General features: G+C 57.0%; 15 protein-coding genes and 1 tRNA gene. 9 read left to right on the plus strand and 7 right to left on the minus strand.

Features of this window, described 5'->3' with window-relative positions; all coding sequences use genetic code 11:
* Window positions 1–192 precede the first annotated feature (192 nt).
* Window positions 193–960: an SDR family NAD(P)-dependent oxidoreductase gene (locus BB347_RS06655; RefSeq protein ID WP_076582169.1), complete on the plus strand. Its 768-nt coding sequence runs from the start codon at window positions 193–195 to the stop codon at window positions 958–960.
* 102 nt (window positions 961–1,062) lie between these two features.
* On the opposite strand, the gene BB347_RS06660 is transcribed toward BB347_RS06655, so the two are convergent.
* The 4 genes from BB347_RS06660 to BB347_RS06675 form a co-directional block, all read right to left on the minus strand.
* Window positions 1,063–1,323 (minus strand): cytochrome C oxidase subunit IV family protein, encoded by a 261-nt coding sequence (locus BB347_RS06660; protein WP_076582170.1) that lies wholly within the window; start codon window positions 1,321–1,323, stop codon window positions 1,063–1,065.
* A 319-nt stretch (window positions 1,324–1,642) separates the two neighbouring features.
* A complete protein-coding gene (locus BB347_RS06665; protein WP_076582172.1) occupies window positions 1,643–4,117 on the minus strand; it encodes a cbb3-type cytochrome c oxidase subunit I in 2,475 nt (824 codons plus the stop codon).
* The gene (gene coxB / locus BB347_RS06670) at window positions 4,117–5,115 is read right to left on the minus strand and encodes a cytochrome c oxidase subunit II (RefSeq protein ID WP_076582173.1); all 999 of its coding nucleotides are present in this window, start codon (window positions 5,113–5,115) and stop codon (window positions 4,117–4,119) included. The genes BB347_RS06665 and coxB overlap by 1 nt, the downstream gene beginning before the upstream one ends.
* A 377-nt stretch (window positions 5,116–5,492) precedes the next feature.
* A complete protein-coding gene (locus tag BB347_RS06675; RefSeq protein WP_076582175.1) occupies window positions 5,493–5,960 on the minus strand; it encodes a hypothetical protein in 468 nt (155 codons plus the stop codon).
* A gap of 59 nt (window positions 5,961–6,019) precedes the next feature.
* Between BB347_RS06675 and BB347_RS06680 the strand changes: the two genes are divergently transcribed.
* Window positions 6,020–6,655: an adenylate kinase gene (locus BB347_RS06680; protein WP_076582177.1), complete on the plus strand. Its 636-nt coding sequence runs from the start codon at window positions 6,020–6,022 to the stop codon at window positions 6,653–6,655.
* Between the two features lie 59 nt (window positions 6,656–6,714).
* Here the strand turns inward: BB347_RS06680 and BB347_RS06685 are convergent, their stop codons facing one another.
* Window positions 6,715–8,199, minus strand: a complete 1,485-nt coding sequence (locus BB347_RS06685; RefSeq protein WP_076582179.1) for a DUF7289 family protein — start codon at window positions 8,197–8,199, stop codon at window positions 6,715–6,717.
* Window positions 8,200–8,430: 231 nt separating this feature from the next.
* Here BB347_RS06685 and BB347_RS06690 point away from each other — a divergent pair, with 231 nt between their 5' ends.
* The 7 genes from BB347_RS06690 (at window position 8,431) to BB347_RS06735 (ending at window position 14,616) form a co-directional block, all read left to right on the plus strand.
* Window positions 8,431–9,375 carry a DUF106 domain-containing protein gene (locus BB347_RS06690; protein WP_076582181.1) on the plus strand — a complete coding sequence of 315 codons (945 nt, stop codon included), beginning with the start codon at window positions 8,431–8,433 and terminating at the stop codon, window positions 9,373–9,375.
* A 139-nt stretch (window positions 9,376–9,514) separates the two neighbouring features.
* Window positions 9,515–10,090: a (d)CMP kinase gene (gene cmk, locus BB347_RS06695; RefSeq protein WP_076582182.1), complete on the plus strand. Its 576-nt coding sequence runs from the start codon at window positions 9,515–9,517 to the stop codon at window positions 10,088–10,090.
* 2 nt (window positions 10,091–10,092) lie between these two features.
* Entirely contained in the window at window positions 10,093–11,013 is a 921-nt protein-coding gene (locus BB347_RS06700; protein ID WP_076582184.1) for an RNA-guided pseudouridylation complex pseudouridine synthase subunit Cbf5, read from the plus strand.
* Between the two features lie 53 nt (window positions 11,014–11,066).
* A tRNA-Pro gene (locus BB347_RS06705) sits at window positions 11,067–11,137 on the plus strand.
* Between the two features lie 169 nt (window positions 11,138–11,306).
* The gene (locus tag BB347_RS19580) at window positions 11,307–11,549 is read left to right on the plus strand and encodes a DUF7563 family protein (RefSeq protein ID WP_076582185.1); all 243 of its coding nucleotides are present in this window, start codon (window positions 11,307–11,309) and stop codon (window positions 11,547–11,549) included.
* 1,416 nt (window positions 11,550–12,965) lie between these two features.
* Window positions 12,966–13,820 (plus strand): Nmad3 family putative nucleotide modification protein, encoded by an 855-nt coding sequence (locus BB347_RS06730; RefSeq protein ID WP_076582191.1) that lies wholly within the window; start codon window positions 12,966–12,968, stop codon window positions 13,818–13,820.
* Window positions 13,821–14,094: 274 nt separating this feature from the next.
* Window positions 14,095–14,616, plus strand: a complete 522-nt coding sequence (locus tag BB347_RS06735) for an acyltransferase (RefSeq protein ID WP_076582505.1) — start codon at window positions 14,095–14,097, stop codon at window positions 14,614–14,616.
* Window positions 14,617–14,774: 158 nt separating this feature from the next.
* Here BB347_RS06735 and BB347_RS06740 read toward each other — a convergent pair whose 3' ends face one another.
* Together BB347_RS06740 and rocF are read right to left on the minus strand one after the other, a co-directional pair.
* Window positions 14,775–15,929, minus strand: coding sequence for an NAD(P)/FAD-dependent oxidoreductase (locus BB347_RS06740; protein WP_076582193.1), 1,155 nt, complete (start codon window positions 15,927–15,929; stop codon window positions 14,775–14,777).
* Between the two features lie 134 nt (window positions 15,930–16,063).
* Window positions 16,064–16,984 (minus strand): arginase, encoded by a 921-nt coding sequence (gene rocF / locus BB347_RS06745; protein WP_076582194.1) that lies wholly within the window; start codon window positions 16,982–16,984, stop codon window positions 16,064–16,066.
* Between the last annotated feature and the right edge of the window lie 33 nt (window positions 16,985–17,017).

Below are 17,017 nucleotides of genomic sequence, written 5' to 3' on the forward strand. Positions count from 1 at the left end.
GCTTTGCTGGTTCGGTCAGTCCCCACTCGAGGCCAATCGTTCGCCTCGGGGGAGAACCAACGGAATGGATCTCGTCGGACTTCTGAGAGTCGTCAGCACGCGCTCATCGTGCTATGTTGTTCCAGTAACTGAATTGCCCAGCGTCTGGTGCGTTAGGACCTTGGTGGTGGCACACAGAAACACGGTGAACACATGAGTTCACTCTTCGACCTCACAGACGACGTGGCAGTAGTCACAGGCGGCGGTCGCGGCATCGGACGGGCCATCGCACTCGAGTTGGCTCGCGCCGGCGCGTGCGTCGTTCCGACGGCTCGTACCGATGCCGAGATCCAATCGGTCGTCGACGAAATCGAGGACGACGGCGGTGATGCACACGCTGTGACGACGGATGTGACCGACGCCGAGGACGTTGCTCGAGCCATCGACGAAACAGTCGATACCTTCGGGTCAGTCGATATCGTCGTCAACAACGCCGGTATCAACCCCGATGATGGGCTCGGCCTCCCCGAAGACGTCTCGAGCGAAGGATTTGCGAAAACAGTCGACGTCAATCTGACGGGTGCATTCGAAGTCACAAGCGCGGCGGCAGCACAACTTCACGAAAACGGCGGCGGATCGGTGATCAACGTCGCGAGTGTCGGTGGACTCGTTGGGTTGCCTCGACAACATCCCTACGTCGCGTCGAAACACGGCCTAGTCGGGTTGACGAAGAGCATCGCGCTCGATTGGGCACCAGACGTTCGCGTGAACGCACTCGCACCGGGATACGTCTCGACCGACCTAGTAGAGGACTTAGAGGAGAACGAACGACTCCGCCAGTCCGTGATCGATCGAACGCCGCTCGAGCGGTTTGGGGCTCCCGAAGAAATCGGCGGTCCAGCTGTCTTTCTCGCGAGCGACGCAGCACGGTACATCACTGGGGCCTGTCTCGAAGTCGACGGCGGGTGGACCTCGAGGTAACGACTAATATCGTCTTTCTCGTAAACAGTAGCTATCGGATGCCACACAGAGGTACAGAAAACCAAAGAACGGTAACGGTAAGAACAGTGGTTTTGTCGCCGATTACTGAATCGAGTATCCCGCTGCAACGGTTAGCAGGAACACCATGAACACGGCGACAACCATCATATAGGTGATTGCACGTGGCTCTTCACGGAGATGCTGATAATACGCAGCGATCAGCAGGGACTTGATGACAGCAAGTACGATGGTCCCGCCAATTGCCGCCGATTCGGGAATGTCTATCTCGAAGAAGACGAACTTCGCTGTCCCTAATATCAGCAGTACGACGTATATGAGGGTGTATGTCCGAACGTCAGCCATTGGTATACAATGTGGAAGACGGACACTTATACCTTCCTCATACGATCGATGCTGTCGATCTACTCATTCGGCTCCGATGCCACATTCACTCGGTACAATTCCACACTGCTTCGGACATCCGTTTCGTTTGGTTTGACTCACCACCCACGGAATAGTGTGCAAGTGAGCCCAAGAGACGCACTCGTATTTTTGAGAGGGGGGTCGTAGTCGTGGAGCGATGGACTCGAGGCATGAGCCGAGCTGAACAACTCGAGTGTGAGTGTGGCGTTAAAACGAATACTGCAAAATGAATCGATTCTACCTGCGTGGCCCGCCGGCACTACATCAGGTAGAACAGTGGGAACAGGAAGACCCACACGATGTCGACGAAGTGCCAGTAGAGTCCGAAGAACTCCACGGGCCGATGGTCCTCGAGGTAGGCGTCGATACTCATGATCCGGTAGATCATGAAGATCGCGATCAGAAGCCCGAGGATCACGTGTAGTGCGTGCAGGCCGGTGGTGACGAAGTAGATGGAGTACTCGACTCCGTTCCACCAGTAATCGCCTTCGGCGAACTTGACGCTGTACTCGTAGGCTTTGACGCCCATGAACGTCAGCCCGAGGAGGAGCGTAGCGGTCATCGCGCCGAGAAGCCCCTTCTTATTCTGGCGCTCTGCAAAGACGAGGGCCATGATGACCGTGAAGCTCGAGGTGAGCAACACATAGGTGTTGAGCAGGCCAGGCCAGGAGGCGAACGGAACGGTCTCCCAGCTGCCCCAGCCCATGTGCAGGCGCATGAAGATGAACGCGCCGATCGCTGCCCCGAAGACGACGACGTCCGACGCCAGGAAGATCCAGACACCGAGTTTCGTGTTCCCGACGGCTTCGAACGGCCAGCGTTCGGCAATCGCCATCTCGGGCGCATCGAACTGCTCGACACCGAACTTGAACAACGTGTACGCGAGGATCGCCAGTCCAGCGACGATGAGGACCGGGTACATGATGTTCGGGTCGGCCTCCATCGCGGCTTCTTCGAATCCACGATTCTCCGCGAACTCGATCATGTACGGCGTGAGGCCGGTTAGACCGAGGAAGAACACGAAGGTACCAAAGCCAATGCCGAGTGGCCAGATACTGGCGTGGTCTGCGTGTTCTTCTTCGTGACTCGTCTCAGTTGCCGCCGCAGCATCGTGGCCGGTCGCGACACCGCCGTCGGTTGCCGCTTTCGAGTCCTCGACGAACTCGAGGCGACCACTGGCGTAGCTCGGTCGTCCGCCCCAGTTCTCGAGTGGTGGTGGCGATGGAATCGCCCATTCGGCAGTTCGGGAGAACTCCCAGGGATTGTCGGGTGCTTCGGGCCCCGAAATCCAGCTCTTCGCGAACGTGTAGAACATGATCAGGAACGACGCGCCGAGGATAAACGCACCGACGGTCGCAACCTGATGGTAGATCTCCAAGCCCTCGCTGAATGCGAAGACACGTCGGGGCGTCTCCCAGGCGAGGAACATCGGGAAGTAAAGCAGATTGAACCCGATGAAGTACACTGCGAAGTTGAGCTTTCCGAGGGTTTCGGAGTACATCTTCCCGGTGATTTTAGGCCACCAGTAGTAGAGGCCAGCGACCAACGCGGTCACACCCGAAACCATCACGTAGTGGAAGTGAGCGACGACCCAGTAGGTGCCACGGAACTCGTAGTCGAGCACGACGGCACCGAGGAAGACGCCGGTGATTCCGCCCAGGATGAACAAGACGAGTGCACCGAGGCTGAACAGGAACGGCGTCGTGAAACGCACGCGCCCCTTGACCATCGTGTAGATTAGCGCGAAGACCATCAGGTCGAACGGTAACGAGATCCCGATGGTTGTCGCCATCATCAAGGTCGTAATCTCGAGGTTGATCGTCGTCAGGAACATGTGGTGCATCCAGACGAGGAACGACTGGACGGCCACGAGCACCATTGCAACGATAACCCATTTTCGACCGACGAGACGTCGACCACAGAAGGTCTGGAACGTCTCGAACATGATCCCCAGTGCGGGGAAGAAGACGATGTACACCTCCGGGTGGCCGAAGAACCAGAACAGGTGTGCCCACAGCAGGCCCGACCCCTGATCGGTCATGAAGTACTGTGTCAGGAACAGCCGATCAAGCGTCAACAGGAGTAATGCTGCAAGCAACGCTGCGAACGCGAACAGCATCATCCAGACCGTAAGCAGCCACGACCAGGTGAACATCGGCATGTTCCAGAGGCCGAGACCCTCCGCGCGAGAACGATGGATCGTGACGAGGAAGTTAATCGTCCCGAGGGTGATCGAAAAGACGAACATCAACAACGCGAGAACCGTCGCGTTGCCACCGGCTGTCGCTTCCATCGCCGGGGTGTACGTTGGCACGTTCAGTGGCGCGTACATCGTCCAGCCACCGGCGTACGTTCCGCCCTGGAAGAACGACAGTGCGATGAGGATCCCTGAGAACAGGTAAAACCAGTAACTCAAGGCATTCAGTCGTGGGAACGCGAGGTCTTTCGCACCGATCTGAAGCGGAACGAAATAGTTCGCGAACCCGGATGCGATCGGTGAGAGGAACCAGAACACCATCAACAGCCCGTGGGCCGAGACGGCCTGGTTGAACTCGTTACCCGAGAGGAGTCCTGTACCGCCTGCCTCCCAAAGGTGTGCACGGAAGATCAACGCGAGGATCCCGCCGAATAACAGGAAGAACAGCGCTGTTACCATATAGAGGATCCCGACGTCCTTGTGGTTCGTCGTGACTAACCACCGTTTGACGGACGTCATTGGAGGGAGATCACCCATTAGTTCTCACCTCCGTCTTCGTCGTCGTCATCCGCTTCGTCGTCAGCTTCTTCATCTTCTTCGTCATCCGCATCATCGTCTTCTGCATCCGGATCCTCGAGCGTCTCAGAGATGTTCTCCGGACCGTTGAGGTTGATCGAGTCTTCGATCGGTTCGTACTCGTCGTCCTCGAATTCGATGGTCAGCTCGTACTCGCCACCTTGCTCGATATCTTCGAAGGTGATCGTTCCGTTGTCGTACTCACCATCGTCTTCGTCGTAGACGAAGTCTTCTTCCTGGTGCTCGAGGGTGATTTCGTAGGTTCCTTCTTCGACTGGCTCTTCATCCTCGGTTTCGAGGGTAATATCGACGTTCAGTTGGTCGTCGAGCCAATCGTCGAATTCGTCTTCTTCCATGACCTGCACGCTGCCGACCATATCGGAGTGTTGGTCACCACAGAGTTCGAAACACTCGACTTCGTGTTCCTCACCGGCTTCCTCTGCGATGAACCACGTTTCGTCGTACTCACCGGGGATTGCGTCAGCTTTCACCCGTAAGTCCGTGACGCCGAACGTGTGCCAGACGTCACCGCCAGTCACCTCGATTGCGACTGGGTGATCGGCAGGGACGTTCATGGTGTTGGTCGCTTCGACGCCGTTTTCGTACTCGTAGTACCAGGCAAAGTTGTCACCTTCGACGTCGATCTCGATTGGATCTTCGTCGAAGTCGTCCTCTGGATTCTCGACGTACAACAGCATCGCGTACGTCCAGACAACCAGCGAAATGACGATGATTGCACTGATACCGAACGATAGGAACAGTTTCTTGCCGCCCTTTCCTCCTGTCGGTAACTCCCCGAGTGTTGGCAGAGAATCGTCGGTTTCCGCGTCGTCGGTATCACGATACTTGTACGCGTTGTACATTGTGTATGCGATAACGACGACACCGACGAGCGTCCCGAGTGCAAGAAACACCTGAAAGATGCTCTCGAACACGTCGACGCGCGTCTGCACTTCCATCGGAGTCGTAAATGCGCTGAAGATTGTATTCACCTCGTTTTGGTACCGCTTATATGTCGGACGATGATGGCCGTGGACACTTATCTATTTGGAAACGCTCTGACCGAATCGGAGACGTCATCACCTGCTACGGCGATTATTGACGATATATCGTCGTGCTTCGGGGCCATCACTCCGGGGTCCTTCATCAGTAGCTTCGAGGGAGAGACCTTTTTTCTATCGCTGTTTCCCGATGCTCGTGTCCAATGGCGGACACGTACAGCCTGAAAACCGCCGGCGAAAGCGAACGTGTTCGCCACGAAACTGAGACGACTGTGGTTCGATGCTCGAGCACCGAATTGAAAAGCCACATTCGCCCTCGCGCGCGCCGCGATAATTCAGATTCCGACGACCCATACTCGAGCGCTCTCGTCGAGTCCATACACACGCTGAAAGATCGCATCGAGACATTGTGCAATTCGGTTCGGATCCGCCTTCGCGCTCACGTGGACGTTCACTCCCGTCGCATCTTCGGGACGTCGAATCTCGTCGATTTTGAACGCGGGAAACTCACCTAAGAGAGCTTTGAGTGCCTCGAGTTCCGAATCCGTACAATCGAGGTTGATCGTCCCGTCGCTGAACTGTATCCAGGGAAGCCCAAGTTCCGGGTCCGGGCCCTCGGGTTCGGTGTCCGACACACCGCCCGATTCCTCGAGTGGTGTCTCGGTGTCGGCGTCGGTCGACTCGAGGACTGACCTGTCGGCCTCGAGTGTCAGGAAGTCGCTGCCTCGGTTTCGGTGTGCCGTGATGGCGTCGACGTACAGTTTTCGCCGTTCTGGTGGCTCGGACGCGTCGAATCGAGTCATACGTCATTCGATGTGCCCGTTTCTTTAAGCCTTTATGTGACGCCGGAGAACGAGTCCCTATGGCACAGCCACGAATGCTGATCCTGGGCGCACCAGGGGCAGGCAAGGGGACCCAGAGTGCAAAGATCACCGACGAATTCGACATCGACCACGTCACCACCGGTGATGCACTCCGTGCGAACAAGGAGATGGACATCTCCGAGATGGATACCGAGTACGATACCCCTCGAGAGTACATGGATCAGGGTGAGCTCGTCCCCGACGAAGTTGTCAACGCGATCGTCGATGAAGCTCTCTCACAGGCCGACGGGTTCGTCCTCGACGGCTACCCGCGAAACCTCGAGCAGGCCGACGAACTCGAGGACATGACCGACCTCGACCTCGCGCTCTATCTCGACGTGAGCGAGGAGGAACTCGTCCACCGACTGACGGGACGGCGACTCGATCCCGAAACTGGCGATATCTACCACGTCGAGTACAACCCACCCGAGGATCCCGAGGTTGAGGACCGACTCGAGCAACGGGAGGACGATACAGAGGAAACCGTCAAAGAACGACTGCGCGTCTTCCGCGAGAACACCGAACCAGTGATCGACCACTACGAGGATGAGGGCTCGCTCGAGCGTGTCGACGGTGAGCAGGCTCCTGAAGACGTGTGGGAAGACGTGAAGAAGACGATCGAAAATACCGACTAAAATAGTAACAAAACCCACATACGTTGCAGTGATGGTTTCTTCAACCTGAGTAGAATGTGCTAGTTCTGTTCCACGGTTAGTTCGTGTTTTACGACGTTGAGATACGTAATTTCTGGTGGGATTTGACCGCCACTCTGCATTCTAGGCTCGAACGAATCATCAAGATCGTTATCATGAATAATCTCTGACGCACCATCAATCGATTCAATTTCACCAACTACAACAGAACCGTAAATCGTTGGGGTACCGCCGCTAGTGACTGTCCCACCCGGAGCATAAATTATCCCCTCATAGTGATCGTTGCCACTCATATCTAATCTAAAGTCAGAGGTTCCATATATTTGGAGATGCTTTGCATGGATGTTTTCCTGATCACCTTCCCCTCCAGGATTCCCTGGAGAGTACGCAGATTCGCCAACATACATCCCATTGTCGCCATCTATAGCTAAATCACCTGTTGTATAAATCTGAGCTTCGTTGCCTTCCTCCCAGCCTGTAACCTGAATGTCTTCGCTTACATTTATCGATCCATCAACAAAAACTGAGACGTTTCCATTACTAATGTCAATGGTATCCAAATTGTAGTCATCATTATCAAGATCACCGTTAACGTAGTAGTCACCTGATGAGATTTGACTTTCACTCTCTGAGAGCGAATCGTGGCTCTCGTTTGCATCAGCGATAGCACTCGTTACTTGACTATCAATATTTGAAATGTTTACATCATCACCATACAGAGAAGTTCCATGGATTCCCCCTGCGTCACCGGATGGTGGTTTCTCATCAGTGACAACTGCATTCTCAAAGACTGCTTCAACACTAGTTAGACCAAACTCAACGTCAACATAGCCATGACTTTCGTTTATCTGGCCATAATCTTGTACTGCATCCCCTTCATCACCAACTGTTTGTTCAAAGTGTTCTTTCCAACCGAGATAGTACTGACTCGTAACGTTAATACTGACTGTTTCTCCCTCAACTGTGTTTGGATTGTGTATATTTTCGGTTTCCTCGTGTTCTAATGAGATGTCTCCCGAATTCAAATCTCCTTCTTCAGCTAATTCAACGATCGGGAAGCTAAGCGTTTGATCGTCATAGTGGATTGGTGGGGACGATTTTACTTGCGTTTCGTCCATCGTCTCGTGGAATACACCACCGGCCTGATAAGCCACCTTTTCGCCATTATTGGACTCGTATTCAATAGCTCCGATCGAGACGTTTGTATCGACATCCTCTCCTTGAATGTGTATGTTACCTGTGTCTTTACTTGCGACTGTGCCCTCGTCCCCAACATCGAGATTGAGTGATTGAGTCACATCATTACCCGAAGATGCTGACGCCATTTGATGCCCTAATTCAATGAACCCGTTTTCAATGCGGTCTTGTTCCGATTCATGTTCTATGCTTTCTGTAGAGTCTACAGCAACTAAGAACAGAGCGGTGCTCCCAACTGCGACCATCCCGATTAGGAGGACGATACCAAGTACTGTGGATTGCCCCCGGAGGGATGATGGAAGTGATTGGTCCCCGGACTGAACAGTCATGATACACAGCTAGAAAACCAATACTATAGTAATATCGGTCGGTCAAGTATTTTCAGACAGTTTATATTAGTTCACAGTGAGAATTTTTCTCCTCGCCTGTAGCGGAAAAAGTGGTACGGCAACTCTTTGCTGGGTTTGGATCCAGGATCTACCGATATAATAGTCGACCACTGCTTACTCGAGCACCGAAGATAAACACTTGTATACCGAACCTCCCCTAGCCACACATAGATGACGCGTACAGCGGAGAAAATCGACGACCTCGTCCGCGAGGATTCCGCCATGACGGATGCACTCGAGTCCATCCGCGAGGCGGCCGATCAGAACGGTGGCGAGGTCGAGTGGGCCGACGTCCGCGACGATTTGACGAGCGGGCAATGGGGCCGGCTAATCGAAAAAGGAGTGTTAGTTGACGGCGAAAATGGGTTCGAAATCGCCGATCGCGAGGCGTACGACGACGCCCTCGATGGTGATTCGTCCGCCAAAAGCTACGATACCGATATCGAGATCGAGGCCGAGGAATCACAGTGGTCCCAGTACGACAAGATGGCCGGCGTGGCCTCGCTACTGTTGATGTTCGGTTACTGGATCGAGTCCGTCCGTGACACGGTCGGTGGAACGATCGACGCTGCACTCGGTCCACTCGACGCGGCGCTTCCGTTTTATGCGGTTATTCTCTCGGTTGCCCTCCTGACGGGGCTGTACTCCACGCTGTTGCAGGCGAACCTCATGAACCCCGAAATCATGGGCAAGTACCAACAGCGCATGAAGGCGATGCAGGAGAAGCAAAAGGATGCCCGCGAGCGCAAGAAAGAGGCCGAAGAACGCGGAGCCAGCGAAGCCGAAATAGAGCGACTCGACGACGAACTCGACGCGGTCCGTGAAGAGCAGATGGAAGCGATGGCGGAGAATCTCGGTATGTTCAAAGAGCAACTCCGGCCGATGGTCTGGATCATGCTCTTTACCATTCCGTTGTTCCTCTGGATGTACTGGCGAATTCACGGTGTCGGTGTCGAGGGAACGATCGTCATGCCCCTCGCCGGGGAGACGAGTTGGAACGCGGGCCTCCTCGGTCCGATGCCAGCGTGGATCGTTTGGTACTTCCTGTGCTCGATGGGCTTCACGCAGTTACTGCGCAAGTCGCTCAATATCGACATGACGCCGTCGGGAACCTAACGAACGTTCTTCCTCGCCGGACTGTTCTTCCTCACAATTTCGCGCTGGATTTTCGATCGGGTTTCGTGTCTCAGATTCGGCTCCGACCTGCTTGTGAGCGATTCAAAACCCATTTTACCCGCCACCGCGCAGTTTGGATATGTTACTAACCGTCTCCGGCCCGCCGGGAAGCGGGAAGAGTACCACTGCGGAACTGCTCGCCGACGCCTTCGGCCTCGACCACGTCAGTGGTGGCGATATTTTCCGCGAATTAGCCGACGAGCGCGGCTATACCCCACTCGAGTTCAACAAACTCGCGGAAGAAAACGATCAGATCGATCGGGACCTCGATCGACGACTCCGCGAAATCGCCGTCGAAGAGGACGGACTCGTGCTGGAATCCCGTCTTGCCGGATGGCTCGCGGGTGAACAGGCTGATTTCCGGTTTTGGCTCGATGCGCCGCCACAGGTTCGAGGCGAACGAATCGCAGAGCGTGAGGGGAAAGATCCGGAACGGGCGACGGAGGAGACGAAAGCGCGTGAGGCGAGCGAGGCGTCGCGATATCTGGAGTACTACGACATCAACATTCAGGATTTGACGATTTACGATCTCTCCGTGAATACGGCTCGCTGGGAACCCGACGCCGTACTCGACATGCTCGTCACGGCCGTTGGAGAGTACGACGATTCGGGTGACGAAGGACAGGCAGCGATTCAACTCGAGTACGAGTTTTGACCATGGTCGAGCATTCCCGTCTTCGTGGTCCACCCGACGACCGAACGCCGGTCGAGTTGCTCACCTTCGGTGTCGTCAACCTCGATAAGCCACCGGGGCCATCCTCACACCAGGTCAGCGGCTGGTTACGCGATTCCGTCGACGACACGCTCTCTGCGTCCGGCGCAGCGGAATCACTCGAGCAAGCGGCCCACGCTGGGACGCTCGACCCCAAGGTTACTGGCTGTCTCCCACTGATGCTCGGCGATGCGACGCGTCTCGCGCAGGTCTTTCTCGAAGGGTCGAAGGAATACGTCGCCGTCCTCGAGTGTCACGCCCCCGTCCCAGCAGACGTCGAATCAGTCGTCAGCGACTTCGAGGGACCGATTTATCAGAAGCCACCGCGCAAAAGTGCAGTCTCTCGACGATTGCGCGTACGGGAAATATACGACCTCGAGGTGCTCGAGACTGACGACCGGAAGGTGCTCTTGCGAATTCGGTGTGAGAGTGGTACGTACGTGCGCAAACTGTGTCACGACCTTGGATTAGCCCTCGGTACTGGCGGACACATGGGGCATCTTCGGCGGTCGGCCACGACGCCGTTCGATGATACCGACCTCCACAACACGTCTGAGTTCCTCGATGCCCTCGCGTTCTGGCTTGAAGACGATGACGAGACACTACTTCGTGAGGTGGTCGACCCGGCCGAACGAATCCTCGAGGACCTTCCGTCGGTGACGATTGCCGAAAGTGCTGCCCAAGAAGTAGCGAACGGTGCGCCAGTGTACGAACCGGGCGTACTCGACGTGGACGACGGTATCGAGCAGGGGTCGCTCGTGGCCTGTCACACGCCGAACGGGAGTGCCGTCTGTCTCGGTACATTCGCTAGGTCGGGCGATACCGACCACGGTGTCGCTGTGTCCCTCGAGCGTGTACTCGTGTGACTCGAGTATCGAAACGATATGCTTAAACAGCGGAGCGCCTTTCGTGAAACTGCGGGACCGTGGGGTAGTGGTATCCTCTGCGGATGGGGTCCGTAGGACCCGAGTTCAATTCTCGGCGGTCCCATATTTTGCGAAGCCAAATTGGGAGCACGAGGTGTCGCGAGGCGACACCTCGACGGTCCCACTCGAAATCATTTAGGTGTTCAACCCGTAGCGCCTGAGACGGCTAAATCGGCCGAAAATCCTATTCTCGATTTCGAGATAATTCCGTATGGCCGACAGGACGTGAGGAGGTGGTCTGCGTGACGACCGCGCCCTGGCCGTCGGTTGACAGCGACTCGACGTGCCGTCACTGTGGGTCGTACGTCACCGACCAATTCGGCCGTGTGTTCGGTGACGGTGACGATCGCGTTCACCGCTGTTGTCACTGCGATTCCTACCGACGAATCCAGCGCGGCTCTGCAGCTGGGATAGCGGTCGGCATTCCAGATCCAGAGACGACATCCGGCCACCACGGAGGTGGTTCGGATGTGTAGTGAGTTCGTCCCAGCGAGCGAACTCTATCACGTCGAGAGTGAGACCCATCGCCCGTCCAGCCCACCAGGCGATCGACATCGACGTACGCCATGCGCTCGAGGCCGAAGGCGAACGCCAGTTACGGCCCGGCGACGGGACCGACTCGAGCGGACCTGAACGATCTACCTAAAGAAAGAGATGAGAGGAGTACAATCAGATTAGGTCCTCACTCCGTTGCATCCACAAGAGGAGCACTACGAGGCTCAAAATTCCGATAACGAGGAACTCGATCGCATCCGGTAGCCACGGGTTTTGGTTCGTTGCGAGTAAGCCGAGCCATCCGACGATTAGCGTACCGACGCCAGTCGTCACTAATGTGAGTAGCAGAAGAGATGCTCTCTCCATCACGATTAGTTCGGTTCCCGTCTCGAAAAATCACCCGCTTGAACCAGCAGGTGAACGAGCGAGATATCAGGCAGGGTTGCGATGACACGACGACCGTTCAGTGCGGATACTGGCCACGAAGAAGGCACGGAGCGTGCCCCAGGTTGAGACGACGGCCCACGAGGATGGGGGTCGCTCGGAGTGACCCGACCGGGTCCCTACACTCCAACGCGCTCTCATCGGTACTGCTCGGGCGACCGTGAACTGACTCTCGAGATTGGTCACAGTCTCTCCTCTCGTCAAACCGGTTAGGTGTCAGTCTCGTCGAAGTCGAACGAGGGCTCCGGTAACGGTTCGAACTCCGTCGCTCCACACGAAGTACATCCGTCACGACTTCCGATAGGCTGGATCGTTCCGTTCGGGAACTCGAGAGCGGCGAACACAGATTTACACTCCACACACGTTGCCATCAAGCGAGACGTTTCGTCGTCACCTCCCATCGACTCCGCCTCAGAAGCAATCAGAGAAAAATTCGCTGTGAGGACGAGCGGAGCACACTGTCGAGTGTCACTGAAGTAGTAACAGAGAGCGGTCGGAAAACGTGAGCACTCACTCGAGGGGTGTACACGATGGGCCAACTCGATGACTCTACTGGGTACTGGGTGCGAACGCTATGACGACACGGACGACAGGAACCGATACCGTGTTGTACGACCCCCTCAATCACTCGGTCGAATCGTTTGGTACCGATTCCGGTGAGCCGATAACGTCGAACGAGTCGCCCCCACAAGAACAGTGCGTTCCGGTTCCAATTGGCCGAATCGATCCGTCGCTCACAATTCGGACGGCAATCGCCCCGTTGCATCGACGGCAAATGGCAATCGATCGGCGGCCTTTCACGGGCATGAACGGCCGTATTCCACACTATTATTTCAACTCTTCTACTCCAGAACGATAGCTATGGGGTGAGAAATAGTGGTGTGAGACCCGATGTAGCGCCTGCCACACCGCGACCGGCGGCTTTACGTGCAATCCATCCTGACGGTAAGACAATGACGGTCGTTCTCGCAGGGGTTGGTGCTGATAGTACGAATTTCGGTTCACTGGCACCGATAAACGACGATGGTACCTTCGAGTACGTTCCAATCCCCGAGAAGACACCCGAGACGGACGAGACTGAAACGCTCGGATCATGGAAGTTGCGAACGACAGACCGGACCGCTGCAGATCTGACGACGCGGATCACCCCACAACCCATCGGTGACGCAGACCGAACGGTAAGCGGCGACGACCTCGAGTCCTGGCCGTTTCATCACGATCCGAACTTCGAGGCGCTAACGTACGGCGAACACCGAACGAGTGGCTACGTTTCCAGACTCCGGACGCTCGAGGCTGGCGACGTAGTGGGGTTTTACGCGGGATTGCGCAAGCCCGGTGGTGAGCGAGCACATCGGTACCTGATCGGCTACTTCACAGTCGAGCGCGTCGATGTCGTGACTCCCGAGATGTCGACTGAGGTGCGTGAGGAAATTCTCGAGAAACACTCGGACAATGCCCACACCAAACGTGCTCGGGACGGAGAGTGTTATCTCGAGAAGCCAATCGTGCTCGTCGATGGCCGAGAGCCCGGTGGGTTGTTCGATCGACATCCGATTCGCCTCTCTGAGTACTACGTGAAAGAAGGGAACGAACGTGCACAGTATTATCTACGCGATTCGGTCGCTTCAGCGTTGAACGTCGCCGAGGGGGGTGAGAATATGATGTACAAGCCCGCATATCGGTGTGACCTGACGGGCGACGCATTTTGCGAGCGCGTTGGGACGCCTGGCTCACGGAGCGCAGACGACGGAGTGATCGACGGTTCGAACGATCCGATTGAAGAAACAGCCACAGAGCCATCACGATAAGTTGCCTGGGATGTCCTGATCGGTGACGTCCGATTCGACGGATTCGAACGCCGGACCCGGGGAAAGAACGTCACTCGAGTGGGACTCGCTGGGACGCAACAACGAACGAGAAAACGACGACGGTTCCATTACCGGTTTTTCCTCACTGTGGGGAACTCACACGCGGATTCCACTAGACCTGGAAACGATAAGACCTGGAAACGATAACCGCACGATTGCTCGGAGTGTACTCGAACGGTCGGTTTCATGTAGTGATAGATCATATCCCGTGTCAGTGACCGACGATACGGACTCCCGTCACGATCGTATTCAGACACACCCGACGCCAGGAAGAGGCAACTCCCTCTCTGGATGGTGGCGAAATCGTAGTCCACTCCGCCTCGCGATATCGTACGCCGTCGTCTGGCTCGTCCGGATCTCCCCGAGTCTCACCCTCAAACGGTGGCTGCTTCGCCGACTGGGGGTAACGGTGGGCCCGGGCGTTTCCTGGGGCCTCGAGGCCACGCCGGACGTCTTCTGGCCGGAACTGATTACGGTCGAAGCCGAGGCGATCGTCGGCTACGACGCGACGATTCTCTGTCACGAGTTTCTGCAAGACGAGTATCGGACGGGGGAGGTCCACATCGGTGAGCGCGCGATGATCGGTGCGGGCGCGACGGTCCTCCCCGGCGTCGAAATCGGCGCAGATGCGCGCGTTGCAGCGAACTCGCTCGTGACTCGAGACGTGCCGCCGGAGACGACGGTCGCCGGGGTGCCAGCCGAGCCGATGGGATCGTCGGGCCGCGACGACGAGTAAGATCTGTCGGCGAGCGCAAACGAGAAATACCGGTCTACAGGAATGCCGAGACACTCGCGAACGCGTTCGATACGAACGTATTCAATCGGACGTGTGCGTACTGAGACTGAGATCGTCAGAATTGAAATCGGTGACTAAACGTCGCGTTCGTCACCGAGTTACAGCGACGACCAGGACTTACGCGCTTCGTTCCAGGAGGTGATGTCTGCGATCCAGCGAGCGGCGATCATCTTTTTCAGGTTCTTTGCGGGAATGCCGCCGAAGGTATCGACGGGAAGCACCATGACGTCGTGGGCGACGGCCTTGTCGCCGACGGAGATGACGGTTCCTTTGTCTTTGAACTCCCACGTTTTGAGCGGGCGGTTCTCGATTGCACGGGAAATATTCTCGCCGACGACTTCCGCGGCCTGCCAGGCTGCCTGTGCGGTCGGCGGTGCTGGCTGGTCACCCTGGTCGATGATGGCTGAGTCGCCAATCGCGAACACGCGTTCGTCGGAGGTCTGGAAGTTCGCTTCCGTGTTGACGCGGTTGTGTTCGTTCTCGAGGTCGACGTCGTCCATCGCGTCGCGGCCGGTGATTCCGCCCGTCCAGACGAGGACGTCGTGCTCGAGCGGTTCGCCTTCGTCGAACTCGATGACGTCTTCGTTGGCTTCCGTGATCGGGTCGTCCGTGTGGATCTGGACGCCAGCATCCTCTAAGAGGTCTCGAAGGGCCTGCTGGACTTCTGGATCGTTACCCGGGAAGATTTCCTCGAGCGCTTCGACGAGGTGGATGTCGATGGGCGCACGGTGGTTGTCGCGGAATTCGGCGATTTCGCCGGCGGTCTGGATGCCCGAGAGTCCGGCACCGCCGATGACGACCTGTGCGGGGTCACCACGGGTTGCTTCCTGACTGGCGTCGCTGATGGCGTCGTGAATCTCGAGGGCGTCGTCGAGACTCTTGAGCGTCAGGGAGTGGTCGTCGAGGCCGGGGATTCCGTAGTAGGCGGTCTGAGTCCCGAGGCCGACCATGACGTAATCGTACTCGACGTCGTCACCGTCGGCGAGTTCGACGACCTGCTCGTCGACGTCGAGGCCGGTGACTTCGTCGCGGATGAATCGCGTCGACGGGTCGGCGATGTCGTCGATCGGGAACGTGATGTCCGATCGGACGCTCGGGTCGCGGATGACGCGGTGAGATTCGTGCAATACGAGGTGGTAGTCGACGTCAGCGATCCAGGTTAGCTGCGCGCTTCCCCCGAGTTCCGATTGGAGCTTGTTGATCGCACCAGCACCGGCGTATCCGGCACCGAGCACGACGACGTTCTCAGTCATAGCTGACAGTCTGGCACACTACGATACAAAGGTGTTGAAACGAATACAACAGTGGCTGGTGTTACCAAAGCACGGTGTTCGTCGATACCTCGCCAGATTGCGTCGGTCCGCGATGTCGAGAAGTGACGGCTCCTTCAGAGGATTCGGTTCCCGAACGCGCTCGCGGTGAGTTCGGCCGCGAGTCTGGCCGTTTCGTTTCGTTCGTCCAGTATGGGGTTCACTTCCACGACGTCCATCGACCGAACGACACCCTCGCGTCCGTGGCGAGTGGCGACGGTCTCGAGTGCTGCGTGGGCTTCGCGATAGGTGACGCCGCCGCGAACCGGAGTGCCGACGCCGGGGGCGGTTTTGGGGTCGAGCCAATCGAGGTCGAGACTGACGTGGACGCCGTCGGTCCCACTCGTCGCGACGTCGAGGGCATCTTCGACGACGGCCGTCATGCCGTACTCGTCGATGTCGGCCATCGTAAACGCAGTCATCTCGCTCTCTCGGACGAGTTCGCGTTCGCGGTCGTCGATGCTCCGAAGGCCGACGTAGACGATCGATTCCTCGCGCACACGCGGTGCGTGCGCCCAGTCGACGTCGCCAAACGCTCCCCTACCGAGCGTCGCGGCGAGTGGCATCCCGTGGACGTTTCCGCTGGGTGAGGTCGCAGGTGTATTCAAATCGGCGTGCGCGTCGAACCAGATCGCACCGAGGTCGGCGTCGCGGGCGGACCCACGCATCGAACCGATGGCGACCGAGTGGTCGCCGCCGAGTACGAGCGGAAACTCGCCGTTCTCGAGTGCCGATTCGACGCGCTCGCCGAGGCGTGTACAGACGTCCTCGACTTCCCGGAGGAATTTCGCGTGTCCGTCAGCCGGTTGCTCCGCGTCCGGGTCCCGCTCTTCGGCCCGCGGGATAGACAGGTCGCCGTCGTCGATCGTCGTCACGCCGGCGTCCTCGAGTCGATCGGCGAGCCCCGCGTATCTAATCGCAGACGGCCCCATATCGACGCCCCGCCGATCGGCCCCGTAATCCATCGGCGCGCCGAGTATTCTGACTGTTTCACTCATACTCACTCGTACACGGTGGTCCCGTTTGATGGT

Origin of the sequence: Natronorubrum daqingense (assembly GCF_001971705.1) — an archaeon.
Classification (GTDB): Archaea; Halobacteriota; Halobacteria; order Halobacteriales; family Natrialbaceae; genus Natronorubrum; species Natronorubrum daqingense.